We start from the raw sequence: 24,814 nt of genomic DNA, 5'->3' as shown, positions 1-24,814 counted from the left end.
GCGCCTTGAACCTATCAGTCTTCAATCGATGGGATCAACCGTGGCCGGGCAGATAGCCACAGGTCCTCGCACCGAAGATCCGGTCAATCGTGGACGGCGAAGGCGTCGGGCGCACCATGCGACCAGGCCGCCTTGAGCGCTGCGTCGAGCGATGTCTTGCCATCCGGATAGAGGTCGACCGAATACCAGGTCTTGCCTTCGAAATCGGATTGTTCGACCAAGGTGCGACCATAGGCCGACAGCGCCTTGGCAACGCGCCGTGCTTCCTCGCCATTTTCGAAAGTGCCGGCGGCAACGTAGGTTTCCAAGTCCTGTTCGGCACGTGGACCAGGATTGAGGCGCTTCCAGGAATCGACGATGTCGCTTGAGGACATGGCCTTGCCTTCGAGTGCGTCGAAGGCTTTTGCCGCACCGCCGACGCGCTCGCTGGCATAACCCATGGTGGCGATTGCCATGCGGGTCTGCGGAACCGGCATCGTCGCATCGGGACGCTCGGGAGCGATCGGCCCGAAATCGGGAAGCACCACATCGATGATGCCCTGCCCCTGTGCCGTCATGACCGGCTGGTCGAATTGTGCCGCTTGCGCAGCGAGCGTGTTGCCAGACGCACTGGCAAGGGTCACCGCGGGTGCTGCATCCGTCATGGCGCCAGGGAAGGCAGTCGCCTGGCCCACGGCCGCGCTTGGCGTCGGGCCGTTCATGGCAATCATCACGCCGGTCGGCAGGCCGTCATTGATCGGGTCGCCCATGCCTTTGCCCGGACGGTAGGAGGCGAGCAGATACTGGTCGTCCTGTCCGTCGAGCGGTGCCCGGCCGACATACTCGACCTTCACATTGGCCGTGCCGCTGTGGGCGTAATCGAGCATCTCTGCCGCACGCTTGGAAAGGTCGATGACGCGGCCATTGGAATACGGGCCCCGGTCATTGACGCGCACGATCACCGAACTGCCGTTCTTGGAGTTGGTGACGCGGGCATAGCTCGGCAGTGGCATCGTCGGATGCGCCGCCGTCAAATTCGTCATGTCGTAGACTTCGCCATTGGCGGTCAGCCGGCCGTGGAACGCGTCGCCATACCAGGAGGCGGCACCAACGGCGGCGTAGTCCTTGTCTTCCTTGGGATAATACCACTTGCCCCGTACCTTGTAGGGCTTGCCGGTCTGGTCGCGGCCGCCGCCGCGCTGCAGGCCCGACAACTTGGTCGTGACGCGTGGGCTCGCTTTGACGCCGTACTCGGATTCGGCGAAATATTCTTTCGAACGCTTCTTGCTGGCCACGGACTTGGGCTGCTGCGATGCGCAGCCGGCAATGAAGACAGCGGTCGCCGCGAGAATGCTGATCGCGGTTGCGCGACCAAGACGCGTGCGCGTCGAATTCTGCATTTTACTCAGGTCCCCTGCCAGTACCAAGCGAGCGCCGCTCGTCGAATCGCAACACCGCTGCGCTAAAAATGTAAAAACAGTTCGCGCACGTTATCCCCGTCCACTTGTGCGCAGGTAATTCTTGCCAGCGTATTAATCGACTGTGGTTCGAAACGGGCGAGATTGCGGCGTTATTGTGGCGAGCCTGTTGGCTTGAAGGACACTGTCTCGTCGGAGAGATGAAGAATGTTCATTGTCTCGCGGCGAAGCCGTCAAGCATGAAGTCGAGGCCTTTGCTGAAGGCGCCATCCCAATCACTGTCCAACAGCAGACGGGAACGTTCGATTGTCGGGTAGCTTTCGCTGAGGCGTGTAAGGCGCTGCTGCGCGACGGCCCTGTCATCATCCGAGAGCTCGAAGCTCGCCCGGGTGACGGTGGCGCCCATCACATAGTTCCAGAGCGACCATATCGCGACGTTCAAATCTGCATCCGCTACGCCGGCTCGGGACAAGATCTTGCTCAGCAGTTCCAGGCGACCAAGGATGTTCGGGCCGAGCGCCCGGCGCGGCAACAGCGATGCCGACCAGGGATGGCGCAGCATGCTGGCGCGCCAGTCTTCGAGCATGTGGACGACTTCGCCGCGCCAGTTTCGAGGCTCTCCGGTTTGCGGCGGTTCGCGATATTCGAGCACCGAGTCGAGCGCCAGATCGAAGACCTTCTCTTTGTTGTCGACGTGCCAATACAGGCTCATCGCGCCCGAGCCGAGGCGATCAGCCAGCCGACGCATCGACAATCCGCCGATTCCTTCCGCGTCCAGCAGTTCTACAGCGGTGGCCACGATCCGTTCTCTGGAGAGGGGCGGTTCGCTGTGTGGCTCCTGCGCGGGCTGGAGTCCCGCGCTTGGCCGTTGAGACCGTTTGCTCTGGGCGCCGCTACGCTTGGCTGCCATTCGTATTCCTCACTGTCGGAACCGCAATTTTGGCAGGCGACGTCAGGAATGTCGATCCTGAGTGGTTGACTCGTACGTTGTACCACACGATGAATCGCACAGTGTACGAGTCATCCCATGGCGACGACGAAAGTTCGATCATGCCGGCTGCGCAGGTACGTTGCCCGCAGCCAGCAGAGCCAAGAGAAAAGAACCATGTCACGAACAATCAAGCATCTGCTTATCGGAGGCCTAATTATCATGCCCGCAGGAGTTCCCACCGCCACGACAGCGAATGAGTTCAAGCTGTCCATCGTCAATCCAATAAATCTCTACGACCCGTCGCCAAACGGCTACAGCACGGCGGTGATCGTGCCGGGCGGAGCCAAGATGGCTTACATCTCAGGACAGGGCGGCCAGGACAGCAGGGGAGCCTTGTCGCCCGACTTCGCTGTCCAGGTGAAGCAGGCCTACGCGAATTTGCGCAGTGCCATCGATGCCCTCGGTGCCAGGCCGGATCAGGTTGCCAAGCTCACGGTCTTCGTGGTCGATCACGACATGTCCAAGCTCGAGGTGCTGACCAGGAACGTCAAGGATATGTTCGGCGAGACACTGCCGGCGCAGACCCTGGTTCCCGTCCCCAAGCTTGCCATCGACCCCATGCTCTTCGAGGTCGAAGCCATCGTCATGTTGGAATAGCGGTACTGGTCGCTCTCTAGCGTGGCCACCGATGTGGCGGAGGGAGTGGGATTCGAACCCACGGTGAACTCGCGCCCACGCCGGTTTTCAAGACCGGTGCCTTAAACCGCTCGGCCATCCCTCCAAGGGACTGGGAAGTTTACGCGTACCAGTGCGCCATCTCGGTCGAGAGGAGACACTGGCGGATCTTGCCCAAGCACCTTTGTGGCGCGCTTGTAGCGCTCGTGCCATCGCCGCGTCAACGTGTTCGATGCAAGTTATCAGCGCGCAAAAGGCATCGCCCGAAGGTTACTCGGGAGACGCCTTGCCTGCGTTCAATTCGGGTCCCGACACCCGGCGATAGGCCCCAATCGCAATGGCCAGCGAGACGACAATCAAGCCTGCCGCTGCGGCGAACGTCGCCTGCATGCCCGTCGCCACGGCGTCCGGACGTGCCGCAGCCATGTCCGCCTTCGAGGCGAACGCGAACACCGCACCCATCACGGATGCGCCTGTGATCAGCCCGAAATTGCGTGCAAGGTTGAGCATCCCTGACAGAACACCCCGCTCGCCAGGCTTGACGTTCGTCATGACGGATGTGGTGTTTGCCGCCTGAAACAACTGGTAGCCCGGTGTCAGCACCGCAATGGCGAAAATGTAGCCGACGATTCCGTAGATCGCAGGTAGCAAAGCCAGCGCCATGGCGCCCGCCATCATCGCGACCAGCCCGCTCATGACGATTTGCGGCGCGCCAAAACGATCGACGATGCGGCCAGCGGGCACGCCGCTCAATATGGAAATGACTGGCCCGATCGACATGACGATGCCGACTGTAGCCGCATCAAGCCCTAACCCGCGGGAGAGGTAGAACGGCCCTACGATGAGTGTCGACATCATCACGGTTGCGACCAGCGCGTTCATCGTCAGGCTTGGACCCAGCACCGGATCGCGGAGCCGCTGCAAATGGATCAATGGCGATGCTGCCCTGGCCTCGACCAGGACGAACAGCCCTCCCCCAAAAGCCGCAGCCACGAGCAGGAGAATGTTGAGGTACCCGAAATTGCCGCGCCCGGTCGTCATTGCCAGCGCGTAGGCTCCGAGGGTGGCGGCAAGCAGCAATGTCCCCGTCACGTCGAAGCCCTGACGGGCGGGCCCCGCACTTGTGGTGCCAACAGGCAGGTAGCGAAGCGCGAGCCAGAAGGCCAGCAAGCCCAGCGGCACATTGACGAGGAAGATCGACTGCCAGCCGAACATGGCGATCAACAAGCCGCCGAGCGATGGACCGAGAGCGGTGCCGGCCGCCGACATCGTCCCGAGCAGGCCCATGGCACTGCCGATCCTTGTCTGCGGCACCGTCTCGCCGACGATGGCCATGGTGAGGGCCAGCATGACGGCTGCTCCGGCACCCTGCACTGCCCGTCCCACAACAAGAAGCCAAAGTGTCGGCGCCGCGGCGCACAAGCCCGATGCCAGCGTGAAAAGCATGATGCCGGCCAGCAGCAGCCGTCGGCGACCTGTGATGTCACCGAGCCGTCCGGCGCTCACTACGAGGGTGGTGATGGCCAGCAGATAGGCTAGTACGACCCACTGCACCTCCTGGAAGGAGGCGTTGAACGACTGTTCCAATACAGGCAGGCCGACATTGGCGATGCTAGTGCCAAGCGAAGACAGCAGCATCGACAGTGCAAGGCTGGCGAGTGCCCACGGTACTGGCCCGGACCTTTCGCCCACTGCCTCATCCTGTTCTGTAGCGTGGTTGTTCAACACGACCTCCGTTTTTCCCTGCTCCCGGCATGGAGCCTGGAGAGACGTAACCCTTGTTGTGGTGTGGCGGAACGCGCACCGATTGCACTTCATTCGTGCGTTTGGCGCCATATCACTATAAGGTCGAGACATGTCGACACCCGATCTCAACCTTCTCGTCACCCTCGATGTGCTGCTTGCGGAAGGCAGCGTTGCCCGCGCCGCCCGGCGGCTGCGGCTCAGTCCATCAGCGATGAGCCGGGCGCTGGCACGGCTGCGCGACACCACCGGCGACCCGCTGCTGGTGCGGGCTGGGCGCGGTCTCGTCCCCACGCCCCGGGCGCTCGAGCTTCGCGAGCGAGTCGGTCGCCTCGTCCAGGACGCGGAGGCGGTGTTGCGGCCTGCCGACGAACTCGATCCCAGGAATCTGGTGCGAACCTTCACGCTGCGCACCAGTGATGGTTTCGTCGAGAACTTTGGACCGGGTCTCCTCGCTTTGCTCGGGCGTGACGCGCCCGGCGTGCGGCTGCGTTTCATCCACAAGCCGGACAAGAACAGCGAGCCCCTTCGCGACGGAAGCGTCGATCTGGAAACCGGCGTCGTCGAAGAAACGACAAGTCCGGAAGTGCGGGTTCAGGCGCTGTTCCGGGACCGTTTTGTCGGTGTCGTGCGCATCGATCATCCGCTGGCACAGGGCGAAGTCACGCCTGCGCGATATGCTGCGGGACGGCACGTCTACGTTTCGCGGCAAGGCCGCGACACGGGGCACATCGACGAGGCACTGGGATCGGTCGGGCTGCGCCGCGAGATCGTCACGATCGTCAGCGGATTTTCGGCAGCACTGACCCTGGCGCGGTCCTCCGACCTGATCGCCAGCGTTCCCGAGCGCCATACCGGCAATCTCCGGGCGGGAATGCACAGTTTCGCGCTTCCGGTCGCCGTGCCGGAGGTCACCGTTTCAATGCTCTGGCACCCGCGGCTCGATGCCGACCCGGCACATCGCTGGCTGCGCGAACGGGTTCGTGATCTCTGCGTGGGTGCCTTTTCCAAGCGAATCGGGTGACTAATTGCGCATGTTGGCGCACAAGGCCGCGATTACTCCGAGGACAATCATGCCGAAATCAACCGCAGTCGTCGCAACGGAACATGCAAGCCGCTACCTGCAGCAGTTGTGCAAGCACTGGAGCCACAAGTTCACCGTCGAGTTCTCGCCCACCACGGGACGCATAGACCTGGGCGAAGGACGTGTGGTCAACCTTTCGGCCGACGACACGTCGCTGACGGTCGAAGTGGAAGCCGCTAACCTGCCTCAACTCGAGCAGGTCGTCGTCGACCATATCGTACGCTTCGCCTTCCGCGAGGAACTGAAGTTCGACTGGCGCCCCAGTTGAGCTCAGGCCTTAGGTGATGCCGCAATCCCGACCGACAGGGGCCGACCGTCAACCTGGCACAGGCCAGAAGCCGGTCCGCTCGCCCGCACCCGGCAGCCTGGGACGCAGCTGAATGCTCGAGACGGCTCTTTACATCCCGGTCAAGCGTTTCCTCGAAAACCTGGGCTTCGAGGTCAAGGGCGAGATCGGCGGCTGCGACCTGCTGGCCTTGAGCGCCGACGCGCCGCCGATCGTGGTGGTGTGCGAACTCAAGCTGCAATTCAATCTCGAACTGGTCCTGCAGGGCGTCGACCGGGCTGCGGCGGCGGACGAGGTCTGGCTTGCGGCGTGCATGTCGCCGCGCGGCAAGGGCCGCGAGGGCGACAAGCGCTTTCGCAATCTGTGCCGGCGGCTGGGCTTTGGCCTGCTTGGTATCTTCGACGACGAGCGCGTCGAGGTGCTGCTCAGCCCCGGCGCGCCTGCCCCGCGCAGGGACCCCAAGCGCCGCTCCCGGCTGGTAGCAGAGCACAAGCGACGGCAGGGCGACCCGGTGGCCGGCGGCGGTTCGCGCGCGCCGATCATGACCGCCTACCGCCAGGACGCGCTGAAATGCGCGGTGGCGCTTGCCGATGGCGCCAGGCGGCCGCGCGATCTCGCGCCGACGGTATCGCGGGCTGCCAACATCCTGCTCGACAACGTCTACGGCTGGTTCGTCCGGGTCGAGCGGGGCGTCTACGACCTCACCGATGCCGGGCGCGAGGCGCTGCAGCGCTGGCCCCAGGCTCCCTTGTCGGGCGACTGAAACCTGCCACTTGCCTGGTCGAAGCAATGTTTTGTCGCGGTGGTCGAGCACGGCGCAAAAGCCTGTTATTGTCTCAGCCAGGATGGATGGCGGGAAAGGTCCCGGCAAATGGCCGAGGGGCTCCGGTTCAGGACAGCGCGAAACCTGTTCGAGGCATATCCCGACGCCGCGCGGGACATGCTGGCGTCACCCACCGACGAGCCGCCAGCCGATTTCTGCCGGGCGCTGCTTGGCGGAAAGACGCCCGAGGAAGCAATCACCTTCTGCGCCTGGCTGCTGCCCATGCCGGCCTCGATCTGGTGGGCGCACGAATGCTTGGACAATCTCGGTGAGCTTTTCGACGAGCCGGACCGCCGCCTTCTGGCGCAGGTCGGCGACTGGGTCGGCGCCGGTGGCAACGGCCCGCCGCTGCTGGAGGTGATGGCGACGCCGGACCAGCGCACGCCCGCCGTCTGGATCGCGCTCGCGACAGGCAGGTCGGTCGAGCTGCCGGCGGCACGCGCCGTCAATGCTGGCATTCTGGCCGGGCTGGCACGGGTGGCACTGGAAGACCGCCACGACGTGCTGGCCGCTTTTGTCGAAATGGGGCTCCAACTCGCCGGAAACGAGGCATTGCAGCGTTCCGACGCTTGAACCCTGCCCTCAGCGGTCGAACAGGAAATAGCCGAAGGCGACGCCGGCCCCGTTGGGCTGCGTTTCGATCTCCGACCGTATCTTCGGGAACAGGTCGGACGCCAGTTCGGGGTCGCTGATGTCGGCAGCCTTGATGCCGCGGTCGCTGGCCAGGGCGACGATCAGGTGCGGTTCCGGCGCCGACGCCTCCTGGTCGTTGAGCGGAAACAGCTTCATGCTGAACGTGGCTTCGCCTGCCCCCGACTTCTTGAGCAGGCTGGCGAAATTGTAGACCACGCCGTCCTTGCCGATCAGCAGCAGGTTGACGTCGCGGCTGCCGGTCCCGCTCAGCGTGCCCTGGAGCGAGTCGCCCACCTTGAGATTGTCCTTGTTCAGCACCAGCTTCGGCCCGCTCGCCTCGCCCGGCGGCAGCGCTTTCAGGAAATCGGCGACAGGGCATTGGTCGCGCTCGATCATGCGCGGATTGACGGCTGGTTTGGCGCCGAAGGTCGACGAAAAATCGCGCGCCAGCTTGTCGAATGGCGCCTTCGAGGTCGCCAGCCCATCGACCTGGGGGCTCGGCGCAGACGGGTTGGCCACCGAAGCATAGAAGCAGGAGCCGCCGTCGAACGACTTGAACCACTCCGCCGCGCTGACCGCAGCCTTGGGCGGCTCGACGGCGATCGGCTTGATTGGCTCCGCCGGCTTCGGCTTGGCAATTTCGGTGGGCGTAGGCGCCTTCGCCACGGTCTCTGTCGCAGGCGGGGCTTTTGCCACGGGCTCCGGCAGCGGTTCGGGTTTTGCCGGTGTCAGCTTGCCGCCAGCCGTCTGGTCGCTGGGGACGGGCCTCGTTCCGCCCGGCAGCAGGCCATCCACAAGCCCGGAATAATAGACCCCGCCTCCGGCCGCCGCTGCCGCAACCAGCAACAAGATGCCGATCAGGGCGCCACGTCCCGATTTCGGCTTCTCCGCGGCAGGTGGGGCCTTCGTCGCCGGCTTCTGTTGCCGGTCAGGTGCAGGCCTGCCCGCTGCCCCGGCGTTGCGCCAGGGTGCGTCGCGCGGCAAAAGCGACTCGGGCGGCGGTGGTTTCTGCCCGCTGGCCGGCGACCCCGGCGGGCGCCAGGTACGTTCGGCGGGTTTTCCCTGATCGAGCTGGCCGGCGATGCCAGGATGGGTGCCCGAGCTTGCAGTCACCCCGCTCGTCTCGCGCAGCCATTCAACGATCGCTGCGGCACTTTCGGGGCGATCCCTGGGGTCAGGCTGGAGCATGGCGTTGAGCAGCGGCAGCAATTCCGGGTCGATGCCGGAAAGGTCGGGTACGCTTCGCCGCTTTTCGATCACCTCGACCGGCGACCCGCCCATGTCGAGCTGCTTGCCGCGCAAGGCCGCGGCCAGCACCAGCCCGAGGCTGTAGAGATCGGATTGTTCGGTGACGTCGCCGCCGAAGAGGCCCAGTTGCTCGGGCGAGACAAAGCTGTATTTGCCGGCGAAGCTGCCGCCCAGCAGGGTGCCGCCGCCGACATTGGCGGAGCGGGCAATGCCGAAATCGATGATCTTGGTCTTTTCGACCCGGCCGCCCGGCAGCACGATGTTGTCGGGCGAGAGGTCGCGGTGGATGACGCCGGCCTCATGCGCCACCGACAGGCCCGACGCCACGCGGGCCAGCATCTTGCGCGCCTGCTGCGCATCGAGCGGGCCGCTGCGGATACGCTCGCCCAGCGACTGGCCGTCGACGAACTCCATTGCCAGATACGGCCTGCCGATCGTCGGATCGATCGTGAAGACGTGGTAGCGCACGATGGCGTCGTTGGAGAGATGGTTGAGGATCGAGGCTTCCTTGCGGAACAACGCCAGGATGCCCTGGTCGCGGGCAAATTCGCGCAGCACCACCTTGATTGCCACCGGATCGCCGGTCTGGATGTTGTGGCCGCGATAAACCTCGCCCATGCCGCCGGTGGCGATGTGCTCGTCGATCTCGTAGATGCCGTTGAGTTGGACGCCCTTGTGCACGCCGGTATCGGGCGCGATGCGTGTCTTGTCCTCCGGGCTCGCGTCGTCCGGAGTCATGACCTGGTTCCATCCCTGCGTGAGCGCCTGCCGGCCATTGCTTCACACCTGCGGTGCTGGATCTTGCCGCGACAATAACACGGATTTTCGTGATGGGCTCTTGCTCAAGCCCTGCTCCGGCGAAGACCGACGAATAGCCTTTTTGATCAGCGTTGACACCGATGCCTGCGAGGAGGATGCTTGCCTTTCTAAGACTGCAAGCCTTGCCAAGCCTGTAAATGCTGCAATCCTAAAGGGAGGCAGTCAATGGTATGCGAGGGCTGCTTGCCTGCTCGCAATTCTGGCATTGCCGCGCGATTGGCTGGCGCGATGGTCGCTTGCGGCCTCGTTCTGCTGCTGGCCCTCGGTTCCGTACTGGCTGCCGACGGCGTCTCGGGCCGCCGCGCAGCACTGGTCATCGGCAATACGGCCTATGAGCATCTGGCAAAACTTCCGAACGCGACGAACGATGCCGACCGCATCCGAGACGTGCTGGAGCGCGCCAATTTCGAAGTCACGCTCGGCAAGGATCTCGACAAGAAGGGCCTGGAGGAAACCATCCTCGGCTTCCTCAGGACGCTCAACGACGGCGACGTCGCGCTGTTCTACTACAGCGGCCATGCCGTGCAGGTCGGCGGCCACAACTTCATGCTGCCGGTCGATGCCACCCTGGCGACCTCCTACGATCTCGAGGTCCAGGCCTACAACATGTCGAGCCTGCTCGAATACATGCGCGAGACCTCGTCGCTGCAGATCGCGATCCTCGATGCCTGCCGCGACAATCCCTTCGCCAACAATTCCTATTATGTCGGCCAGGCCAAGGTCGCCGTCGAGGGCAAGAAGGGGCTTGCCTCGGTCGCGCCCCAGGACGGCACGCTGATCGTCTATTCGACGGCTCCCGACCGTGTGGCGCTCGACGGCAATGACGGCCTCAGCCCGTTCACCGGCACTTTCGCCGAATACGCGCTCAAGCCCAATGTCGAGGTCAGGAAGCTGCTCAGCGACATCCGCGCCGAGGTCATCAAACGCACCGACGGACACCAGACGCCGTGGGACGCTTCGAGCCTCACCTCATCCTTCTTCTTCGTAACCCGGCAGAACCTCTTGATTATCGAGGATATGCGCGAGGTTCGCGTACCTCCTGCTCCCAAGGAGGTCGCCCTGCGCATCTCGCCGCCGATCACCAGCGGCAATGCCGAGCTGACGATCAGCTTCACCAAGCTGCCCGACCAGGGCACGCTCTGGCTCGGCGACCAGCAGCTCAGTCTCGACAGCAAGATTTCAGCCGACCGCATCGAGGAGGTCATGCTCAAGCCGGCCTCCGCCGAGATGACCGGGGACGAAGTGCGCTATACCGTCACCACCGACAGTGGCCGCAGCGCCAGCGGCATCGTCCGCGTCGTCGTCGATGCCCAGGCGGTCGCCGAGGCACCCGTCAAGCCGGCCCTGGCGATCCAGCCGGGCGAAGAGCCCAAGCCGGCGCAGCCCGAACCGGCAAAGCCGATCCTCGTCGCCATGGCCTCCGACATCGGCACCGGCTTCGCCGCCATGCCCGAAGAGGTCGTGCGCTCCAGCGCCCCGACCGGCTGGCTCCGCCTGGAGAAGCGCGATCCCGAGACCCAGGTGGCGGTCGACGGGCAGATCGTTTCCGAAGGCGACCTGATCAAGGCCGAGGACATCACCAAGCTGCGCATACGCCCGTCCCTGAAGGTGGTGAGTGCGTCCGACACCGAAGCGCCGGTGGCCGAGACGGTCGCCATGGCGCCCCAGACGAACACCGGCAAGGCCGACACCAGCACCGACACCATGGAGGTCAAGCCGATCCCCCTGCCCGCCGACAAGGCGCCAGCCAAGCCATCGGTGCGAACCGTCGTGCTGATGCCTGCGGTCAAGACGGTTGCGCCGGCGCCGATCACCATCAACGTCGCCGTCTCGGTCAACGAATGCGACACCCTCGCCGCCGAACCGCTCGACGTGCAGGCCGTGGCCGACGGCAAGCTGCCCAACGACATCGACGTGCCCAAGGCACTGGTCGCCTGCAAGGCAGCAGTCGACCAGCATCCCGAGGTGGCGCGGTTCAAGTATCAATATGCCCGCGCGCTCTATGCCGAAGGCAACTTCAAGGAGGCCCTGACCGAACTCAATGCCGCCAGCGACGCCGGCCATGTGCGGGCCAGCTACCTGCTCGGCAGGCTTTACCAGTTGGGTGCCGGTGTAGAAGGCGACCCGAAACGGGCAATCCCGCTGTATGAGGCTGCAGCGCTACGAGGCGATGCGTACTCTCAATATTCGCTCGGCCGCGCGTTGCTTGAAGGCCAAGGCACGTCTGCAAATGTGGAGCGCGGCATGACCTTGTTGGCGAGTGCTGCCGAATCCGGCCACACCTATGCAATGAACCAGCTTGGGTGGGAATATCACCTCGGCGAGCACGTGAAGAAAGATGATGCCCGGGCACTGAGTTTCTTCAACGAGTCCGCCGGCCGCAACGACATCTACGGCATGGTCAACCTGGGCATACTCTATCGGGATGGTGCCGGCGTCGAAAAGAACATCGCGCGTGCAACCGAACTGTTCGAGAAAGCGCGGGCGAGCGGTCATCCCTATGCTGGGCGCCTCCTTGGCCGAATGGCTGTGAAGAACAACAGTGCGGACCCGTCTGCTCTTGCGACCTGGTACAGGGAGAGTGCGGAACGTGGAGATGGCTGGGGGGCATTGTTTGCAGCCGAGCTTCTGAGGGACAATCCTTCGCTGCAGAAGGATGAAGGCGAAATGGTCCGCTTGTTCGCCCTAGCGGCCTCTTACGAGGCGCCCGACGCTGCCGAGGAAGCAAAGACCGCACTGGGCAAGATCGGGAATCGAGACATTGGCAAACAGGTCCAGATGGCGCTTGCCCGCATGGGGCAGGACGTCGGCGATGTAGACGGCGTGCTCGGCGCCAAGAGCCGCCAAGCCGCTGTAACCGTCTTGGGCGAGGATGTTCCTCGTGAGCCTCGACAACTACTGGTCAAACTTCTCCGCAAGGAGTGGCTGGATTCGAGGCCTCGTCTTGACATGCTGTGACGACAACAGGGAGACCCGAAATGCGATCGCATGCCATCAGTCTTCTTATGGTGACCGTTATTCTGCCGCTGAGCGGCTGTGGTTCTTTGATGAAAGTCGAAGAACAGGCTGCGGTTCAGCCTGTGCAAGTCCAGAAGGTGGCGCCTGTGAAGAAGGCCGCGGTTGCTGCGCCCGTGCAACCAAAGGTCGTCAAGCGGCCTGTTGTACCAGCTGTTCCCACCAGCGACCGCAGCGACAGGGGAGAAGGTGGCGGCGGCTGGAATTGAGCCCGCCTGGCTCGGCCGCGGGCATGTAGAAGCCCTACCCAAACTCGTAGCTGAACCCCTCGCCTGATGCGCCGACGGTGACGCGTGTCAGCTTCTCGCCGTCGAGCGAGCGGTTGAGCACGCCGCGACTCAATTCCGGCAGCAGCGTGTTGGTCAGGATCGCATCGATCATGCGGCCGCCGGATTCGATCTCGGTGCAGCGCGCCTTGATTAGTTCCATCACGCCGTCGCCGATCACCAGCTCCGCGCCGTGGCTCGTCTGCAGCCGGCGCGCGATCTTGCCGAACTGGTGGCGGGTGATCGCCTCGATCATGTCGCCCGACAGCGGATAGTACGGGATGGTCACCACCCGGCCGATGAAGGCTGCGGGGAACACCTTGAGAAGTGGCGCGCGCAGGGCCGCGTCGAGGTTCTCGACCTTCTCGCGCAACTCGCCGCCCTTGGTCTTGGCCATGATGACTTCCGAGCCGACATTGGAGGTGAGCAGGATCAGCGTGTTCTTGAAGTCGATCCGCCTGCCCTCGCTGTCGTCCATCATGCCCTTGTCGAAGACCTGGAAGAAGATCTCGTGCACGTCCGGGTGCGCCTTCTCGACCTCGTCGAGCAGGATCACCGAATAGGGCCGGCGCCGAACCGCCTCGGTCAGGATGCCGCCCTTGCCATAGCCGACATATCCGGGCGGTGCGCCCTTCAGCGTCGAGACGGTATGCGCCTCCTGGAACTCCGACATGTTGATAGAGATCAGGTTCTGCTCGCCGCCATAGAGGGTTTCGGCCAGGGCCAGCGCGGTCTCGGTCTTGCCGACGCCGGAGGGACCGCAGAGCAGGAACACGCCGACCGGCTTTTCGGGTGCGCCCAGGCCCGCCCGGCTGGTCTGCACGCGCTTGGCGATCATCTCCATGGCGTGGTCCTGGCCGACGACGCGCTCGGCCAGCGTCTGCGCCAGCCGCAAGGCCTTTTCCGTCTGGCTGGAGAGCATGCGTCCGGTGGGAATGCCGGTCCAGTCCTGCACCACCGCCGCCACCGCGTTGCGATCAACCGAGAGCAGGATCAGGGGCGTCTCGCCCTGCGCCTCGGCCAGCACCGCCATCAATTCCTTGAGCCGCGCCAGATCGGCGGCAGGATCGGTCGGCTCTTCGGTCGCGGCTTCGGGCTCCGCAGGCCCGGCCTGCACTGCATCGTCATTGGCCGCCACCGGCTCTGCGTCCGCGGCGGGCTGTTCCTCCGCAGCCGCCTTCGCGGCAACCGGATCGAGCGCCACGCCCTGGCCCCGTAGCCTGGCGCGCAGTTCGAGGATCTCCGCGACGACCTGCTTTTCCTTGTCCCAGCGCGCCTGCGCGGCAGCCAGCGCCGCATCGGTCTCGGCCAGGCCAGTCTCGACGCGAGCCTTGCGCTCCTCGACATCGATGCCGATGGCCGCTTCACGGCCGATGATGCCTTGCTCGACCTCCAAGGCCTGCCGGCGGCGCATCAGGTCCTCGACCTCGCCCGGCCGCGAGTGCTGGGAGATGGCGACGCGCGCACAAGAGGTGTCGAGCAGGCTGACCGCCTTGTCCGGCAACTGCCGCGCCGGGATGTAGCGATGCGACAGCTTCACCGCCGTCTCGATCGCCTCGTCGAGGATCTGCACCTGATGGTGCTTTTCGAGCACGCCGGCGATGCCGCGCAGCATCAGGATGGCGGCTGCCTCGTCGGGCTCGTCGATCTTGACCACCTGGAAGCGCCGGGTCAGCGCCGGGTCCTTTTCGATATGCTGCTTGTATTCGGCCCAGGTCGTGGCGGCGATGGTACGCAACTCGCCGCGCGCCAGCGCCGGCTTGAGCAGGTTGGCCGCGTCGCCCGTGCCGGCAGCACCACCCGCCCCGATCAGCGTGTGCGCCTCGTCGATGAACAGGATTACCGGTGTTTCGGAGGATTGCACCTCGTCGATGACGGCCTTCAGCCGCTTTTCGAACTCGCCCTTGACGCTGGCCCCGGCCTGCATCAGCCCGACATCGAGCATGCGCACGCTGACGCCTTCCAGCATCGGCGGCACGTCGCCTTCGGCGATGCGCAGCGCAAAGCCCTCGACCACCGCCGTCTTGCCGACGCCGGCCTCGCCGGTCAGGATCGGATTGTTCTGCCGCCGCCGCATCAGTATGTCGACGATCTGGCGGATTTCCGGGTCGCGGCCGACGACAGCATCGATCTTGCCGTCGCGCGCCCGCTGGGTCAGGTCGGTGGCGTATTTCGCCAGCGCCGACTCCCCGCCCGGTGCCATGCGCCGCGGCGTCTCGGCTGAGGGTGCCGTTGCTGCCGTGCCCGAGCCCTCCAGCGAGCCGTCGACCACGTCGGCGAAACGCGAGATCACCCCATCGGCATCGATCTTGTCGAACTCCGTGCTGATCTTCGACACCAGCCCTTCCAGCACCGGCACCTTCAGGCAGGCCAGAATGACATGGGCGCTGCGCACTTCCTCGCTGCCGAATTCCAGCGTCGCCAGGTTCCAGGCTTCCTGGATGGCGTGGAAGATATGGTCGGAGAACTCCTCGATCGAAGTCGCGCCATAGGGCAGCTTGTCGACTGCGCGTGTCATGTCGCCCGCCACACGCGCCGCATCGACGCCGGCGTCGGCCAGGATCATCTGCACGTCCGAGCGATCCGAAAGCACCAATTGTTCAATGAAATGAACGAGTTCGACGTAAGGGTTGCCACGCAGCTTTGCCGCGTCGGCCGCCGCCTTGAAGGCGCGCAGGCAGGTGGGATTGAGCTTGCCGACCAGTTCCTTGCGCTTGAAGCCCTGGGACGACCTGCGCTGCTGCATGCCCTTGGGTTCCATGGAGTGTCTCCAATGCCCGGACTGCGTTCCCGATAACTTGCCACACAAACCGCGACTTGACAAAGCCGTGCGCGGCCTCGGCTGGCGGGCGTCAGCCCATGCGCCTGGAACGACCGTAACAATTCGCGCGACCGTGGTCACTAACGCTTAAGGGCTAGCTTCGTCCAACTTTGAGCGCTGCCTGAATTGTGCTAAACCAGAGTGGAGTGAAATACCGGCGACTTCCGTCCTTCAGTTTGGCGTGGGGGGGTGCGTGGTTGATCTTGCTCTCTGGCTCAACCCTTTGAACGGTGAAAACCCGTCGGGGGAAGATTTGCGCAACGATCCGCGCTTTCACGAGCTCGAGCGCCTCGCCGTCCCGCAATCCGATGTCGTCCACGACGAGCGCAACAGGCCCTCGGCGGAAGTCAGCATTCCCGTCGACTGGGACGTCGTTCTCGAAAAGGCCGACGAACTGCGCAACCAGGGACGCGACCTGCGGTTGCTGACGCTGGTCACCCGCGCCCTGGCCAATTCCCGCGGGCTCGCCGGGCTGGCCGAAGGCCTGATGCTGATAGCGCGGACCTTCGACGCCCATTGGGAAACGATGCACCCCGCCTTGCGGCCCAATGCGCCGCCACGCGACGCAGCCCTGCGCCGCATCAACGCCGTGCTCGACCTGCAGAACGGCCAGGAGGGCCTGCTCGCCGATCTCAGGAAGACGGTGTTTTTCGCCCCGCGCGGTTTCGGCCCGATCTCCGGCCGGGAACTTGAGCAAGGTGCGCTTGACGATCGCGTCATGCTGCAGGAAGCGGCCCAGGGACTGAACAACACCGAGCGGGCAGCGCTCTCCACCGCGCACGAGCAATTGTTGACCAGGCTGCGCAGCGCCTGTGCCGCGCAAGCCGATCAGGCGGGCGCCGCCATGGAGCAACTGGTCGCCGATGCCCGCGCGGCGGGCGCAGCACTTGCTGCCATCGACACCGCACTCAACAAGCGCCTGGAAAGCACGGGGCCGACCGTTCCCGATCTCAAGAAGTTTCTCGACAGGATGCTGGCCACGCTCGAGCGTGGATCGTCCGCGCGCCCGGTGCCCAACGGCGCGGCGAAGCCCGAACTCACCCAGGCAACACCAGTTGCAGTGCAGCCCAACGGTCACGCGCCGGAGCCGGTGGCCAACCATGCGGGACCGACCATGGCCCTCCCCGACCGCCTTAATTCTCGCGACGACGTCGTCAAATGCCTCGACCTTGTCGTTGCCTTCTACGACCGCACCGAACCGTCGAGCCCGATCCCGCATCTCGCCCGCCGCGTGCGCCGCATGGTGCACATGGATTTCGTCGAGCTGATGGAAGATCTCGCCCCCTCGGGGCTCAAGGAGTTCCGGCTCCTCGCCGGCGTAACCGACAAGAAGACGCCTCAGAAGGATGAAAGGTAGCCAAGCATGCCAGCCGAAAGCAAAGCTAAGGTCATCGAGCGAAATCGCGCACCGCGCGTGCAGATCGCCTATGACGTCGAGACCTACGGCAGCCCGACGACCATCGAACTGCCTTTCGTGATGGGCGTGATGGCCGATCTCGCCGGCTCGTCGCAGACCAAGGAGGCGCAGAAGACGGTCCTCGACCGCACCTTCGTCGAGACCGACGCCAACCGTTTCCCGCGCTTCATGGAAGCGCTTGGCCCACGGGTGAAGGCGCGGGTCAAGAACACCCTGCCCCAGGCCGAAGGCGCCGAGCGCGAGGAAGAAATGGCGGTCGACCTCACCTTCTCCAAGATGGGCGACTTTGCGCCCGACAAGATTGCCGAGCAGGTTCCGCAACTGGCCGAGATCCTCAAGATGCGCCGTCAGTTGGAGGAGTTGCTGGGCTTCATGGACGGTCGCGCCGACGCCGAAAAGCGCATCGCCCAACTGCTGAACAACGAGCCTCTGCTCGGCCAGATCGCCAGCCAGGCGCTCTCCGACAGCGACAAGGTCGAGGAATAGAGCCATGGCCGAACAGCAAAAGAGCCCAACGGTCGCCGAGGCAGAGGCCATCGACCTCGGTGAATTCAGCGACCTCCTGGAGAAGGACTTCAAGGTCAAGAAGGACGACAGCGAGAAGCTGCAGCAGCTCGTCCGCAATCTCGCACTCGCCGCGCAGTCGCGCTCAGACACGACCACCATCTCGTCGAACGCGATCAAGTCGATCAAGTCGCTGATCTCGGGCATCGACAAGATGCTGACCGTCCAGCTCAACGAGATCCTGCACGCACCTGAAGTGCGCGAGATGGAAGGCACCTGGCGCGGCCTCTGGTACCTCGTCAACAACACCGAGACCGACCAGAAGCTCAAGATCCGGGTGATGAACATCTCCAAGGAGCAGCTGGCCGATACGCTGGAAGACTATGAAGGCCAGATGTGGGACCAGAGCCCGGTCTTCAAGAAGGTCTACACGGACGAATATTCGATGTTCGGCGGCGAACCGTTCGGCTGCCTGATCGGCGCCTACGAGTTCTCCAACCACCCGCGCGACGTCGGTCTGCTGCGCAACCTCTCCGGCGTCTGCGCCTCCGCGCATACGCCGTTCATCGCCGCGGCTTCGCCACGCCTGTTCCGCATGGACAGCTGGCAGGAATTGCCCAACCCGCAGGACCTGCAGCAGATCGTCTCCAACCCGGCCTACGCCTCGTGGCAATCGCTGCGCGAGAGCGAAGACGCCCGCTATATCGGCCTTGCCATGCCGCGCGTCCTGGCCCGGCTGCCCTATGGCGCCGACACGGTACCGGTGAAGGGTTTCGCCTTCGAGGAGGAGGTCCAGGGCGACCACCACAAATACGTCTGGATGAACGCCGCCTTCCCGATGGGCGTCAACATCAACCGCAGCCACAAACTGTTCGGCTGGGGCACCCAGATCCGTGGCGTCGAGAACGGCGGCACGGTGATCAACCTGCCGGTGCACAGTTTCCCGACCGACGACGGCTCGGTGGCGATGAAGTGCCCGACCGAGGTTGCCATCGACGACCGGCGCGAAGCGGAACTCGCCAAGCTCGGACTGATGCCGATCCTGCATCGCAAGAACACCGATCTTGCCGCCTTCATCGGCGCCCACTCGCTGCAGGACGACGAGACACGGGCTGGCCGACTGGTCGATCCGGATGCGCAGTCCAACGAACGGCTGAGCGCCAACCTGCCCTACCTGTTCCCGGTGTCGCGTTTTGCCCACTATCTCAAGGCGATCGCGCGCGACAAGGTCGGCTCGTTCAAGGAACGTTCCGACATGCAGATATGGCTGACGGAGTGGATCAACCGCTACGTGCTCGCCAATCCGGCCTTCGCCGACGACAAGGCCCGCGCCAAGCGTCCGCTGGCCGCGGCCGAGGTCCAGGTCGACAGCGTCGAAGGCCGGCCCGGCTACTACAACGCACGTTTCTACCTGCGCCCGCACTACCAACTGGAAGGAATTAACGCATCGCTCCGGCTCGTGTCGGAGCTGCCTTCGGTCAAGTCCTGAACTGTTCAGTAACGGAGAGAGACAATGGCATCGGATGACGATCTCAGAAAAGCAACGAAGATCGACGGCTTCCTGAAGGTTCCAGACATCAAGGGCCCGAGCACCCGCGACGGCCACGACGAAGAGATCGAGATATTCAACGTCGCCTTCAACATGGTTGCGCCATTCGATCCCAATTCGCTTTCGCGCAAGGGCCGCGTCGCCCTGGGCACCGTAAGCTGCTCCAAGGACGTCGACATGTCGTCGCCCTACCTTGCCAAGGCATGCCATGAGAACAAGCAGTTCGACGAAGTCGTGATCTCTTGCCGCCGGACCATCGACGGCGAGACGAGCGACTATTTCGTCGTCACGATGAAGGAGGCCTCCGTCGTTTCCTACGGCTTCGGTGCCAGCACGACCAACAGTGACACGCTCGAGGACTTCGTGCAGTTCGCCTACAAGACGATCGAGCTGGTCTACGATACCGACCATACGCAAGAGATGAGCGTTGCAACCGGCTTGTGAGGCCCCGCATAGACGCCTTGGTGCTGCATGATGAAGGCCAGTGGAGTTCAGCAAGCAAGGCGAGAGGCGTCGCAGCCGTCGCTATGGGACCGGCTGGTAAACGATCTGCCGGGACTGAGCTCGGAAATCGAGGGGCTGCGTCAGTCGTTGGACAACGAACTCGGCGGCGAGCGGGTAGATGCCCTGCTCGCCGGGACCGCGCGCCTGATCGATTCAGATCCCGACCTGACCCCGGATCACAAGCAGCGCCTGCATAGGCTGGTCTTCCAGAACCGCAACAGGGTCGAACTTGAAAGCCGGGGGATCGTCGTCTCCGCACGCGTGCTGCGCGAGGCGGTGCGTCGCGACATCGAAGCGCTCTTCAACACCGAGCGCTTCGAAGCCCTTCCGCTGCTGTCCGACCTCGAGGAGGAGCAGGTCTCCGATATCCGCTTGAATCTCGAAGACTTTCCGGAAGTGCGGCGCAGCGTGGTCAACTATGGCGTGCCGTCTTTCTCCGGCCGCTCGTCGCGCGATTTCGATCGCGATGCACTTGCCCGCGAAATCAAGACGGTTCTCGGCAATTTCGAGCCGCGCCTGAAGGAAAGCGCGACCAAGGTCACCGTCACCCTTAACGACAAAAGCATGGGTATCAAGATCGAAATCGACGGGGTCCTGATCATGACGCCGACGCCGGAACGGCTGCGGCTTAGGACCACGATCAACCTCGACAACGGCTTGGCGCGGACCGAATACGGCGAGGCATAGAATGGATCGGATCTTCCTGGAGTATTACGAGGAGGAGCTGACCCACATCCGCACGCTTGCAGCGGAATTTGCCGACATGCATCCGGCGGTCGCGCGCAATCTCTCGCTCGACACCGCACCTTGCCCGGACCCCTATGTCGAGCGTCTGCTGGACGGCGTCGCGTTTCTGGCGGCGCGCACCAGGCTGAAGGTAGATGCCGAGCGCTCCAGGTTCGCGCGCAGCGTGCTCGAGGTCCTCTATCCCGACCTGCTGTCGCCAACGCCGGCAACGGCCATGGCGGTGCTGAAGCCGGGGCAGCAGGTCCAGACGATGAATGCCGGTCACCTCGTCAAGCGCGGCACCCGCCTCGTATCGAGCCTGCAGCCGGGCCTTTCCACCCGCATGACCTTCACCACGGCGCAGGACGTCACGCTGTGGCCGCTGGAGATCGCTTCGGTTGGCTACTACCAGGACCGCAGCGCTCTTGCAGCGGCCGGCATAACGGCACCCGCCGGTGTCGCCGCCGAGGCCGCGCTCCGCATCACCATTGCCCGCACCGGCAAGGGCAAGCTCAGCGAACTGGCGCTCGATCGGCTCGACCTGCATTTTGCCGGCCGCACCAAGGCAGCCCTCCTGTTCGACACGATCTTCGGCGTCTGCACCGCCGTCGGTGGGCGCCAGTCAGGCAAGCAGGGCAGGCTGACAACCCTGCCCGAGCCGCAAATGGTCGGCATAGGCGACGCCGAGGCGCTGATGCCCCGGACGCGTCCGACATTCGAGGGTTATCGCCTCCTGCGCGAATATTTCATGATGCCGGAGCGTTTCCATTATGTCCGTGTCGCTGGACTCCAGCCCGTCATTCGCAGCTGTGACGCCGGCCTCGACATCATTTTCCTGCTGCGGCGGGCGGCGCCGGAACTCGCCGATCTCGCGCCTGCCGATTTCGAGCTCTTCGCCACCCCGCTGATCAACCTGTTCGAACGCGAGTGCAACGTCATCGAACTCGACGCGCGGCGGACCCGGCAGGTGCTCTACGCCGATCGGACGCGGCCGCGCGATTTCGAAATCTATCGCATCACGCATGTCGAGGACGCCGAAGCCGAAGGTGCCGACGCTGAAATCCCGGCCCTGTTCAGCCTCGGCCAGAACCGTGGCAATGGCTGGGTCTATTCGACTGAGCGCCGGCCTCGCCGCGCGACGGAGGATGAGCGGCGCGAGGGAATGACGCGCACGACCTACACTGGCGACGATGTTTTCCTCGCCATTTCGCGGCCAGTGGGCATGCCTACGGGCCGGACGCTCAAGCGTATCGAAATCACCGCGCTTTGCACCAACAGGGATCTGCCTATCCTGGACGACAATCCGTCACTGTCGCTGGAAAGCGGTGATCCGGTCGAGACGATCAGGTTGCTCGGCGCCCTGCGTCCCCCGCAGAATTCCATTCCTGCCGCCCTGCCCGCCGGCGCGGACGCGGAATCCCGTGCCGACGAACTGGCCTGGCGGCTCGTCGCCCAGCTGTCGCTCAACTTCCTGAGCCTTGCCAAGGACGGGCGTGGCGTCGATCCATTGCATGCGCTGCTCGACCTTTATGCCGACCGTGGCGATCCGGTCCTTGGCCGCCATGTGCGCTCCATCGTCCGCATAGACTCGCAGCCGGTGGTCGAGCGGCTGGCGATTCCGGGGCCGATGTGTTTCGGCCGCGGCACCGAGGTCATGCTCCACGTCGACCAGTCCGTCTTGTCGGGTCAGAGCTCGCTTCTGCTGTCCGCCTTGCTGGCCCGGCTGTTTGCCCGCCATGCCGGCATCAACGGGTTCGTGCGCACCCGCACCCGACTGCTCCAGAGACAGGAGGACGTGCCATGGCCGATGACGCCCGGCAACCGCTTCCTGATCTAGAGGCCTCCGGCGTGCCGGCCGACAGCTACGATTTCTTCGAGCTGCTGCGACAGCTCGAACGCGACAACCGGCTTTTCGGCCACTCCGGGCGTCTCGATCGGGAGCCGGCACGGCTCGGCCAGCACGTGCGCCTCGGCTTTTCCACCCAGGACGTGGTCAAGTTCCAGCCGGCCACTGACAAGTCCCCGGCGCGCGTCACCGTCGCCAATCTCGGTCTGCTCGGACCTGAAGGACCGCTGCCGCTGCACGTGACCCGCTGGGTGCTCGACCGGCTGTCGCAACGCTGGTTTGTCGGCGCCGACGCGCATCAGACCAGCGACACGACATTCGTCGATTTCGTCAACATCCTGCAGCATCGGATGATTGCCCTTTTCTATCGCGCCTGGGCGGACGCGCATCCCGGTGTGCAGGTCGAGCGTGCCGTCGGCGGCCGTGTTCGCTCGATGATGGAAGCCATGGCCGGCATCGGCCTTCCCGACACCCACAATGCTGCCGATCCGGATCTGGATGCGGTCAAGCTGCGGCAGGCCGCGGCCCTTGCCAGCCAGGTCGACGGGCCGGAGCGGCTCACCCTGTTCGTCGCCGAAGCCTTCAATGTACCTGTCCGGCTGAAGGAGTTCGTTGCGTCATGGCTGGAGATCCCGGCCGCGTTGCAGACCAGGATTGGCCAGGCCAGCGCAGCACTGGGCAGGAGCGCGACCATCGGGCCGCGCAGCTTCAGCCGCCAGAACCGGGTCGAATTGCGCATCGGACCGCTCGACTTCGAAACCTACCGGGCATTTCTGCCCGGCAGCAAAAGGCTGGTGGTGCTGAAGCGCGCCATCCGCGACCTCCTGGGCGAGTTGCTGGACGTCGATCTCCGCATCGTTTTGGCGCGCAAGGAGGTTCCGCCGGCGCGCCTGGGCTCCGCGCAGCTCGGCCGAACGGCGTGGCTTGCGCCCCCTGCGGAAAGAGACGATGCTGAAGACATGCGCCTGCGGACAATCGTCGGCTGGCGGCCAGAAATGGCGGGAGTCGGGGCATGAGCTTGCTCCTCACGCTTGAGCAGGGACCGCGCGCACAAGCGGTGCGCCAGTCCCGGCTGGACAAGGGTGAACTGGTGATCGGTCGCAGTCCTGAGGCGGGCTGGCAGATCGACGACCCCGACATGTTCGTCTCACGCGCCCACTGCCGCATAACAGCCGAAGAAGACGGCTATTTCGTCATCGACACGTCGAGCAGCGGCCTGTTCATCGACGATGCCGGCAGCCCGCTCGGATCAGGCAATACGGCGCGCCTCCGACACGGCATGCGGCTCCGGCTGGGCGATTATGTCGTTGCTGTCGAACTGCAGCCTTCAGCCCAGCCATCGGCGCAAAAATCGCCCTCAAGGACGTCGACACCGCAACCGCCGCAACCAGCGGCGTCGCGTGTGCCGGCCAGCATGGGCAGCGACGATTTCTTTTCGCTCAAGACCGACGAGGAGCCGCAACGGCCGCGCCCCGCCGAACTGCCCAATCCGTTCGAGCAGCCCCAAGCCGGAGCTTTCCGCGCCTACGAACGTGGCGACAAATCCGAACGCAGTTCGCCGGCATTCGACGACCCCTTCAGCCTCGATCCGGTGTCCACCCCGGTGGCGAACGGGCATCCGGACGAAGCAAGGAACGGCACCTCCGCCTTCGCCGACCCGTTCGGCTTTGCATCCGTCGAAGCTCCACCTGCAGCAAAGGAGCCGGCGCGCCAAGCAGAGCAAACGTTCGATGCCGGATTCGATCTTCCCTCTCCGCCGATAAAGGCTGCGCATGAGTTGCCGGTCAGCGAGAAGCCGGACAGGGCGAAAGAGAACGCGCAAGAACACAAGGCTTCCGCTCCCGCCCCCCGGGATGTGCCGCCACGTCGGGTCGACGCGCCGCCGCCGCCGCCTCCGTCGCTTCGTGCCCGCGAGAGATTGCACGCAACCCCGCCACAGGCTGCCCTGCCATCCGACAGCGCCCTTCGCGCCGCGTTCCTTCGCGGCATCGGTCTCGATCAGGGCGATGCTTCAGGCCGGGACCCGATTGCCGAGATGGAGAAGTTCGGTCGTGAATACCGCTTGATGCTCGAAGGCCTGATGCAGCTGCTGCGCAAGCGGGCCGAGGAAAAAGGCAATGCCCGCATCGAGCAGACAGTGGTCGGCTCTTCGGAAGTGAACCCGCTCAAGTTCCTGCCCACCGTGGACGATGTTCTGGCAACCATCCTCGCCGAGCGCAGCCCCGGCTTCCTCGCCGGCGAGCCGGCGATTGCCGACGCCATCCGCGACCTCGCCCACCATCATGTTCGTGCTTGGCGCGGCCTGCAGGGCGCGCTGCGCCATATGATCGACCGCTTCGATCCCGTCGCACTCGAAGAGGAGCTGAAATCGAGTTCGTCGATCGAGACGCTGCTGGCCGGCGGCCGCGGCGCGAAGCTCTGGGATCTCTACAAGAAACGCCATCGCGAAATCGCCGTGAGCGCCGAGACGCGCTTCATGGGTGAGATCGGGGCCGATTTCCGCAACGCCTACGAAGAGGAGTGACGC

The 24,814-nt window shown here is 64.4% G+C and carries 20 protein-coding genes and 1 tRNA gene; 15 read left to right on the top strand and 6 right to left on the bottom strand.

Annotated features, from left to right (window positions below; translation table 11 throughout):
- Nucleotides 1–83 precede the first annotated feature (83 nt).
- Nucleotides 84–1,379: a septal ring lytic transglycosylase RlpA family protein gene (locus CO731_RS17600; RefSeq protein ID WP_108608137.1), complete on the bottom strand. Its 1,296-nt coding sequence runs from the start codon at nucleotides 1,377–1,379 to the stop codon at nucleotides 84–86.
- Nucleotides 1,380–1,608: 229 nt separating this feature from the next.
- A complete protein-coding gene (locus CO731_RS17595) occupies nucleotides 1,609–2,307 on the bottom strand; it encodes a TetR/AcrR family transcriptional regulator C-terminal domain-containing protein (protein ID WP_108608136.1) in 699 nt (232 codons plus the stop codon).
- Nucleotides 2,308–2,502: 195 nt separating this feature from the next.
- Between CO731_RS17595 and CO731_RS17590 the strand changes: the two genes are divergently transcribed.
- Complete coding sequence (locus tag CO731_RS17590; RefSeq protein ID WP_108608135.1) at nucleotides 2,503–2,985, top strand: RidA family protein; 483 nt, start codon at nucleotides 2,503–2,505, stop codon at nucleotides 2,983–2,985.
- Nucleotides 2,986–3,019: 34 nt separating this feature from the next.
- Here the strand turns inward: CO731_RS17590 and CO731_RS17585 are convergent.
- Together CO731_RS17585 and CO731_RS17580 are read right to left on the bottom strand one after the other, a co-directional pair.
- Nucleotides 3,020–3,109: transfer RNA gene (locus CO731_RS17585), tRNA-Ser, on the bottom strand.
- 164 nt (nucleotides 3,110–3,273) lie between these two features.
- Nucleotides 3,274–4,860, bottom strand: a complete 1,587-nt coding sequence (locus CO731_RS17580) for an MFS transporter (protein WP_108608134.1) — start codon at nucleotides 4,858–4,860, stop codon at nucleotides 3,274–3,276.
- Here CO731_RS17580 and CO731_RS17575 point away from each other — a divergent pair.
- The 4 genes from CO731_RS17575 to CO731_RS17560 all read left to right on the top strand — a co-directional run bounded on the left by CO731_RS17575 (nucleotide 4,859) and on the right by CO731_RS17560 (nucleotide 7,512).
- Nucleotides 4,859–5,770: a LysR family transcriptional regulator gene (locus tag CO731_RS17575; RefSeq protein ID WP_108608133.1), complete on the top strand. Its 912-nt coding sequence runs from the start codon at nucleotides 4,859–4,861 to the stop codon at nucleotides 5,768–5,770. The two genes, CO731_RS17580 and CO731_RS17575, sit on opposite strands and share 2 nt — an antisense overlap.
- A 49-nt stretch (nucleotides 5,771–5,819) precedes the next feature.
- Nucleotides 5,820–6,098, top strand: a complete 279-nt coding sequence (locus tag CO731_RS17570; RefSeq protein WP_108608132.1) for a DUF2218 domain-containing protein — start codon at nucleotides 5,820–5,822, stop codon at nucleotides 6,096–6,098.
- Nucleotides 6,099–6,210: 112 nt separating this feature from the next.
- On the top strand, nucleotides 6,211–6,879 hold the full coding sequence (locus CO731_RS17565) for a DUF2161 family putative PD-(D/E)XK-type phosphodiesterase (RefSeq protein ID WP_108608131.1): 669 nt from the start codon (nucleotides 6,211–6,213) through the stop codon (nucleotides 6,877–6,879).
- Nucleotides 6,880–6,987: 108 nt separating this feature from the next.
- Nucleotides 6,988–7,512 (top strand): hypothetical protein, encoded by a 525-nt coding sequence (locus CO731_RS17560; protein WP_108608130.1) that lies wholly within the window; start codon nucleotides 6,988–6,990, stop codon nucleotides 7,510–7,512.
- 9 nt (nucleotides 7,513–7,521) lie between these two features.
- Here CO731_RS17560 and CO731_RS17555 read toward each other — a convergent pair whose 3' ends face one another.
- The gene (locus CO731_RS17555; protein ID WP_108608129.1) at nucleotides 7,522–9,558 is read right to left on the bottom strand and encodes a serine/threonine-protein kinase; all 2,037 of its coding nucleotides are present in this window, start codon (nucleotides 9,556–9,558) and stop codon (nucleotides 7,522–7,524) included.
- Nucleotides 9,559–9,822: 264 nt separating this feature from the next.
- On the opposite strand from CO731_RS17555, the gene CO731_RS17550 reads away from it, so the two are divergent.
- On the top strand, nucleotides 9,823–12,597 hold the full coding sequence (locus CO731_RS17550) for a caspase family protein (RefSeq protein ID WP_159091653.1): 2,775 nt from the start codon (nucleotides 9,823–9,825) through the stop codon (nucleotides 12,595–12,597).
- A 20-nt stretch (nucleotides 12,598–12,617) separates the two neighbouring features.
- Complete coding sequence (locus tag CO731_RS17545) at nucleotides 12,618–12,863, top strand: hypothetical protein (RefSeq protein WP_108679452.1); 246 nt, start codon at nucleotides 12,618–12,620, stop codon at nucleotides 12,861–12,863.
- Nucleotides 12,864–12,897: 34 nt separating this feature from the next.
- On the opposite strand, the gene tssH is transcribed toward CO731_RS17545, so the two are convergent.
- The gene (gene tssH / locus CO731_RS17540) at nucleotides 12,898–15,666 is read right to left on the bottom strand and encodes a type VI secretion system ATPase TssH (protein WP_108609897.1); all 2,769 of its coding nucleotides are present in this window, start codon (nucleotides 15,664–15,666) and stop codon (nucleotides 12,898–12,900) included.
- A gap of 268 nt (nucleotides 15,667–15,934) precedes the next feature.
- Between tssH and tssA the strand changes: the two genes are divergently transcribed.
- Genes tssA through tagH form a run of 8 tightly spaced genes read left to right on the top strand, consistent with a single transcriptional unit; the run spans nucleotide 15,935 to nucleotide 24,811 of the window.
- On the top strand, nucleotides 15,935–17,098 hold the full coding sequence (gene tssA / locus CO731_RS17535; RefSeq protein WP_108608126.1) for a type VI secretion system protein TssA: 1,164 nt from the start codon (nucleotides 15,935–15,937) through the stop codon (nucleotides 17,096–17,098).
- Nucleotides 17,099–17,104: 6 nt separating this feature from the next.
- Entirely contained in the window at nucleotides 17,105–17,644 is a 540-nt protein-coding gene (tssB, locus tag CO731_RS17530; protein WP_108608125.1) for a type VI secretion system contractile sheath small subunit, read from the top strand.
- A gap of 4 nt (nucleotides 17,645–17,648) precedes the next feature.
- Nucleotides 17,649–19,151 carry a type VI secretion system contractile sheath large subunit gene (gene tssC / locus CO731_RS17525; protein ID WP_108608124.1) on the top strand — a complete coding sequence of 501 codons (1,503 nt, stop codon included), beginning with the start codon at nucleotides 17,649–17,651 and terminating at the stop codon, nucleotides 19,149–19,151.
- A 24-nt stretch (nucleotides 19,152–19,175) separates the two neighbouring features.
- Nucleotides 19,176–19,655, top strand: coding sequence for a type VI secretion system tube protein Hcp (locus CO731_RS17520; RefSeq protein WP_108608123.1), 480 nt, complete (start codon nucleotides 19,176–19,178; stop codon nucleotides 19,653–19,655).
- Nucleotides 19,656–19,682: 27 nt separating this feature from the next.
- Nucleotides 19,683–20,402, top strand: a complete 720-nt coding sequence (gene tssE, locus CO731_RS17515; protein WP_108608122.1) for a type VI secretion system baseplate subunit TssE — start codon at nucleotides 19,683–19,685, stop codon at nucleotides 20,400–20,402.
- Between the two features lies 1 nt (nucleotide 20,403).
- A complete protein-coding gene (gene tssF, locus CO731_RS17510) occupies nucleotides 20,404–22,278 on the top strand; it encodes a type VI secretion system baseplate subunit TssF (RefSeq protein ID WP_108608121.1) in 1,875 nt (624 codons plus the stop codon).
- The gene (tssG, locus tag CO731_RS17505; RefSeq protein ID WP_108608120.1) at nucleotides 22,242–23,303 is read left to right on the top strand and encodes a type VI secretion system baseplate subunit TssG; all 1,062 of its coding nucleotides are present in this window, start codon (nucleotides 22,242–22,244) and stop codon (nucleotides 23,301–23,303) included. The genes tssF and tssG overlap by 37 nt, the downstream gene beginning before the upstream one ends.
- Entirely contained in the window at nucleotides 23,300–24,811 is a 1,512-nt protein-coding gene (gene tagH / locus CO731_RS17500; protein WP_108608119.1) for a type VI secretion system-associated FHA domain protein TagH, read from the top strand. The genes tssG and tagH overlap by 4 nt, the downstream gene beginning before the upstream one ends.
- The last annotated feature ends 3 nt before the right edge of the window (nucleotides 24,812–24,814 follow it).

This window comes from Aminobacter sp. MSH1, assembly GCF_003071665.1.
Taxonomy (GTDB): Bacteria; Pseudomonadota; Alphaproteobacteria; order Rhizobiales; family Rhizobiaceae; genus Aminobacter; species Aminobacter niigataensis.
The sequence above is the reverse complement of the archived record's forward strand: the minus strand, read 5'-3'. Positions and strand labels throughout refer to the sequence as shown.

Coding starts and splice junctions, on each gene's coding strand:
- CO731_RS17560 (WP_108608130.1), top strand. CDS start 6,988: ATGGCCGAGGGGCTCCGGTTCAGGACAGCGCGAAACCTGTTCGAGGCA.
- CO731_RS17580 (WP_108608134.1), bottom strand. CDS start 4,860: ATGTCTCGACCTTATAGTGATATGGCGCCAAACGCACGAATGAAGTGC.
- CO731_RS17545 (WP_108679452.1), top strand. CDS start 12,618: ATGCGATCGCATGCCATCAGTCTTCTTATGGTGACCGTTATTCTGCCG.
- CO731_RS17565 (WP_108608131.1), top strand. CDS start 6,211: ATGCTCGAGACGGCTCTTTACATCCCGGTCAAGCGTTTCCTCGAAAAC.
- CO731_RS17575 (WP_108608133.1), top strand. CDS start 4,859: ATGTCGACACCCGATCTCAACCTTCTCGTCACCCTCGATGTGCTGCTT.
- CO731_RS17590 (WP_108608135.1), top strand. CDS start 2,503: ATGTCACGAACAATCAAGCATCTGCTTATCGGAGGCCTAATTATCATG.
- tssF (WP_108608121.1), top strand. CDS start 20,404: ATGGATCGGATCTTCCTGGAGTATTACGAGGAGGAGCTGACCCACATC.
- tssE (WP_108608122.1), top strand. CDS start 19,683: ATGATGAAGGCCAGTGGAGTTCAGCAAGCAAGGCGAGAGGCGTCGCAG.
- CO731_RS17600 (WP_108608137.1), bottom strand. CDS start 1,379: ATGCAGAATTCGACGCGCACGCGTCTTGGTCGCGCAACCGCGATCAGC.
- CO731_RS17520 (WP_108608123.1), top strand. CDS start 19,176: ATGGCATCGGATGACGATCTCAGAAAAGCAACGAAGATCGACGGCTTC.
- CO731_RS17595 (WP_108608136.1), bottom strand. CDS start 2,307: ATGGCAGCCAAGCGTAGCGGCGCCCAGAGCAAACGGTCTCAACGGCCA.
- tssH (WP_108609897.1), bottom strand. CDS start 15,666: ATGCAGCAGCGCAGGTCGTCCCAGGGCTTCAAGCGCAAGGAACTGGTC.
- CO731_RS17570 (WP_108608132.1), top strand. CDS start 5,820: ATGCCGAAATCAACCGCAGTCGTCGCAACGGAACATGCAAGCCGCTAC.
- tssC (WP_108608124.1), top strand. CDS start 17,649: ATGGCCGAACAGCAAAAGAGCCCAACGGTCGCCGAGGCAGAGGCCATC.
- tagH (WP_108608119.1), top strand. CDS start 23,300: ATGAGCTTGCTCCTCACGCTTGAGCAGGGACCGCGCGCACAAGCGGTG.
- CO731_RS17555 (WP_108608129.1), bottom strand. CDS start 9,558: ATGACTCCGGACGACGCGAGCCCGGAGGACAAGACACGCATCGCGCCC.
- tssB (WP_108608125.1), top strand. CDS start 17,105: ATGCCAGCCGAAAGCAAAGCTAAGGTCATCGAGCGAAATCGCGCACCG.
- tssG (WP_108608120.1), top strand. CDS start 22,242: ATGGCCGATGACGCCCGGCAACCGCTTCCTGATCTAGAGGCCTCCGGC.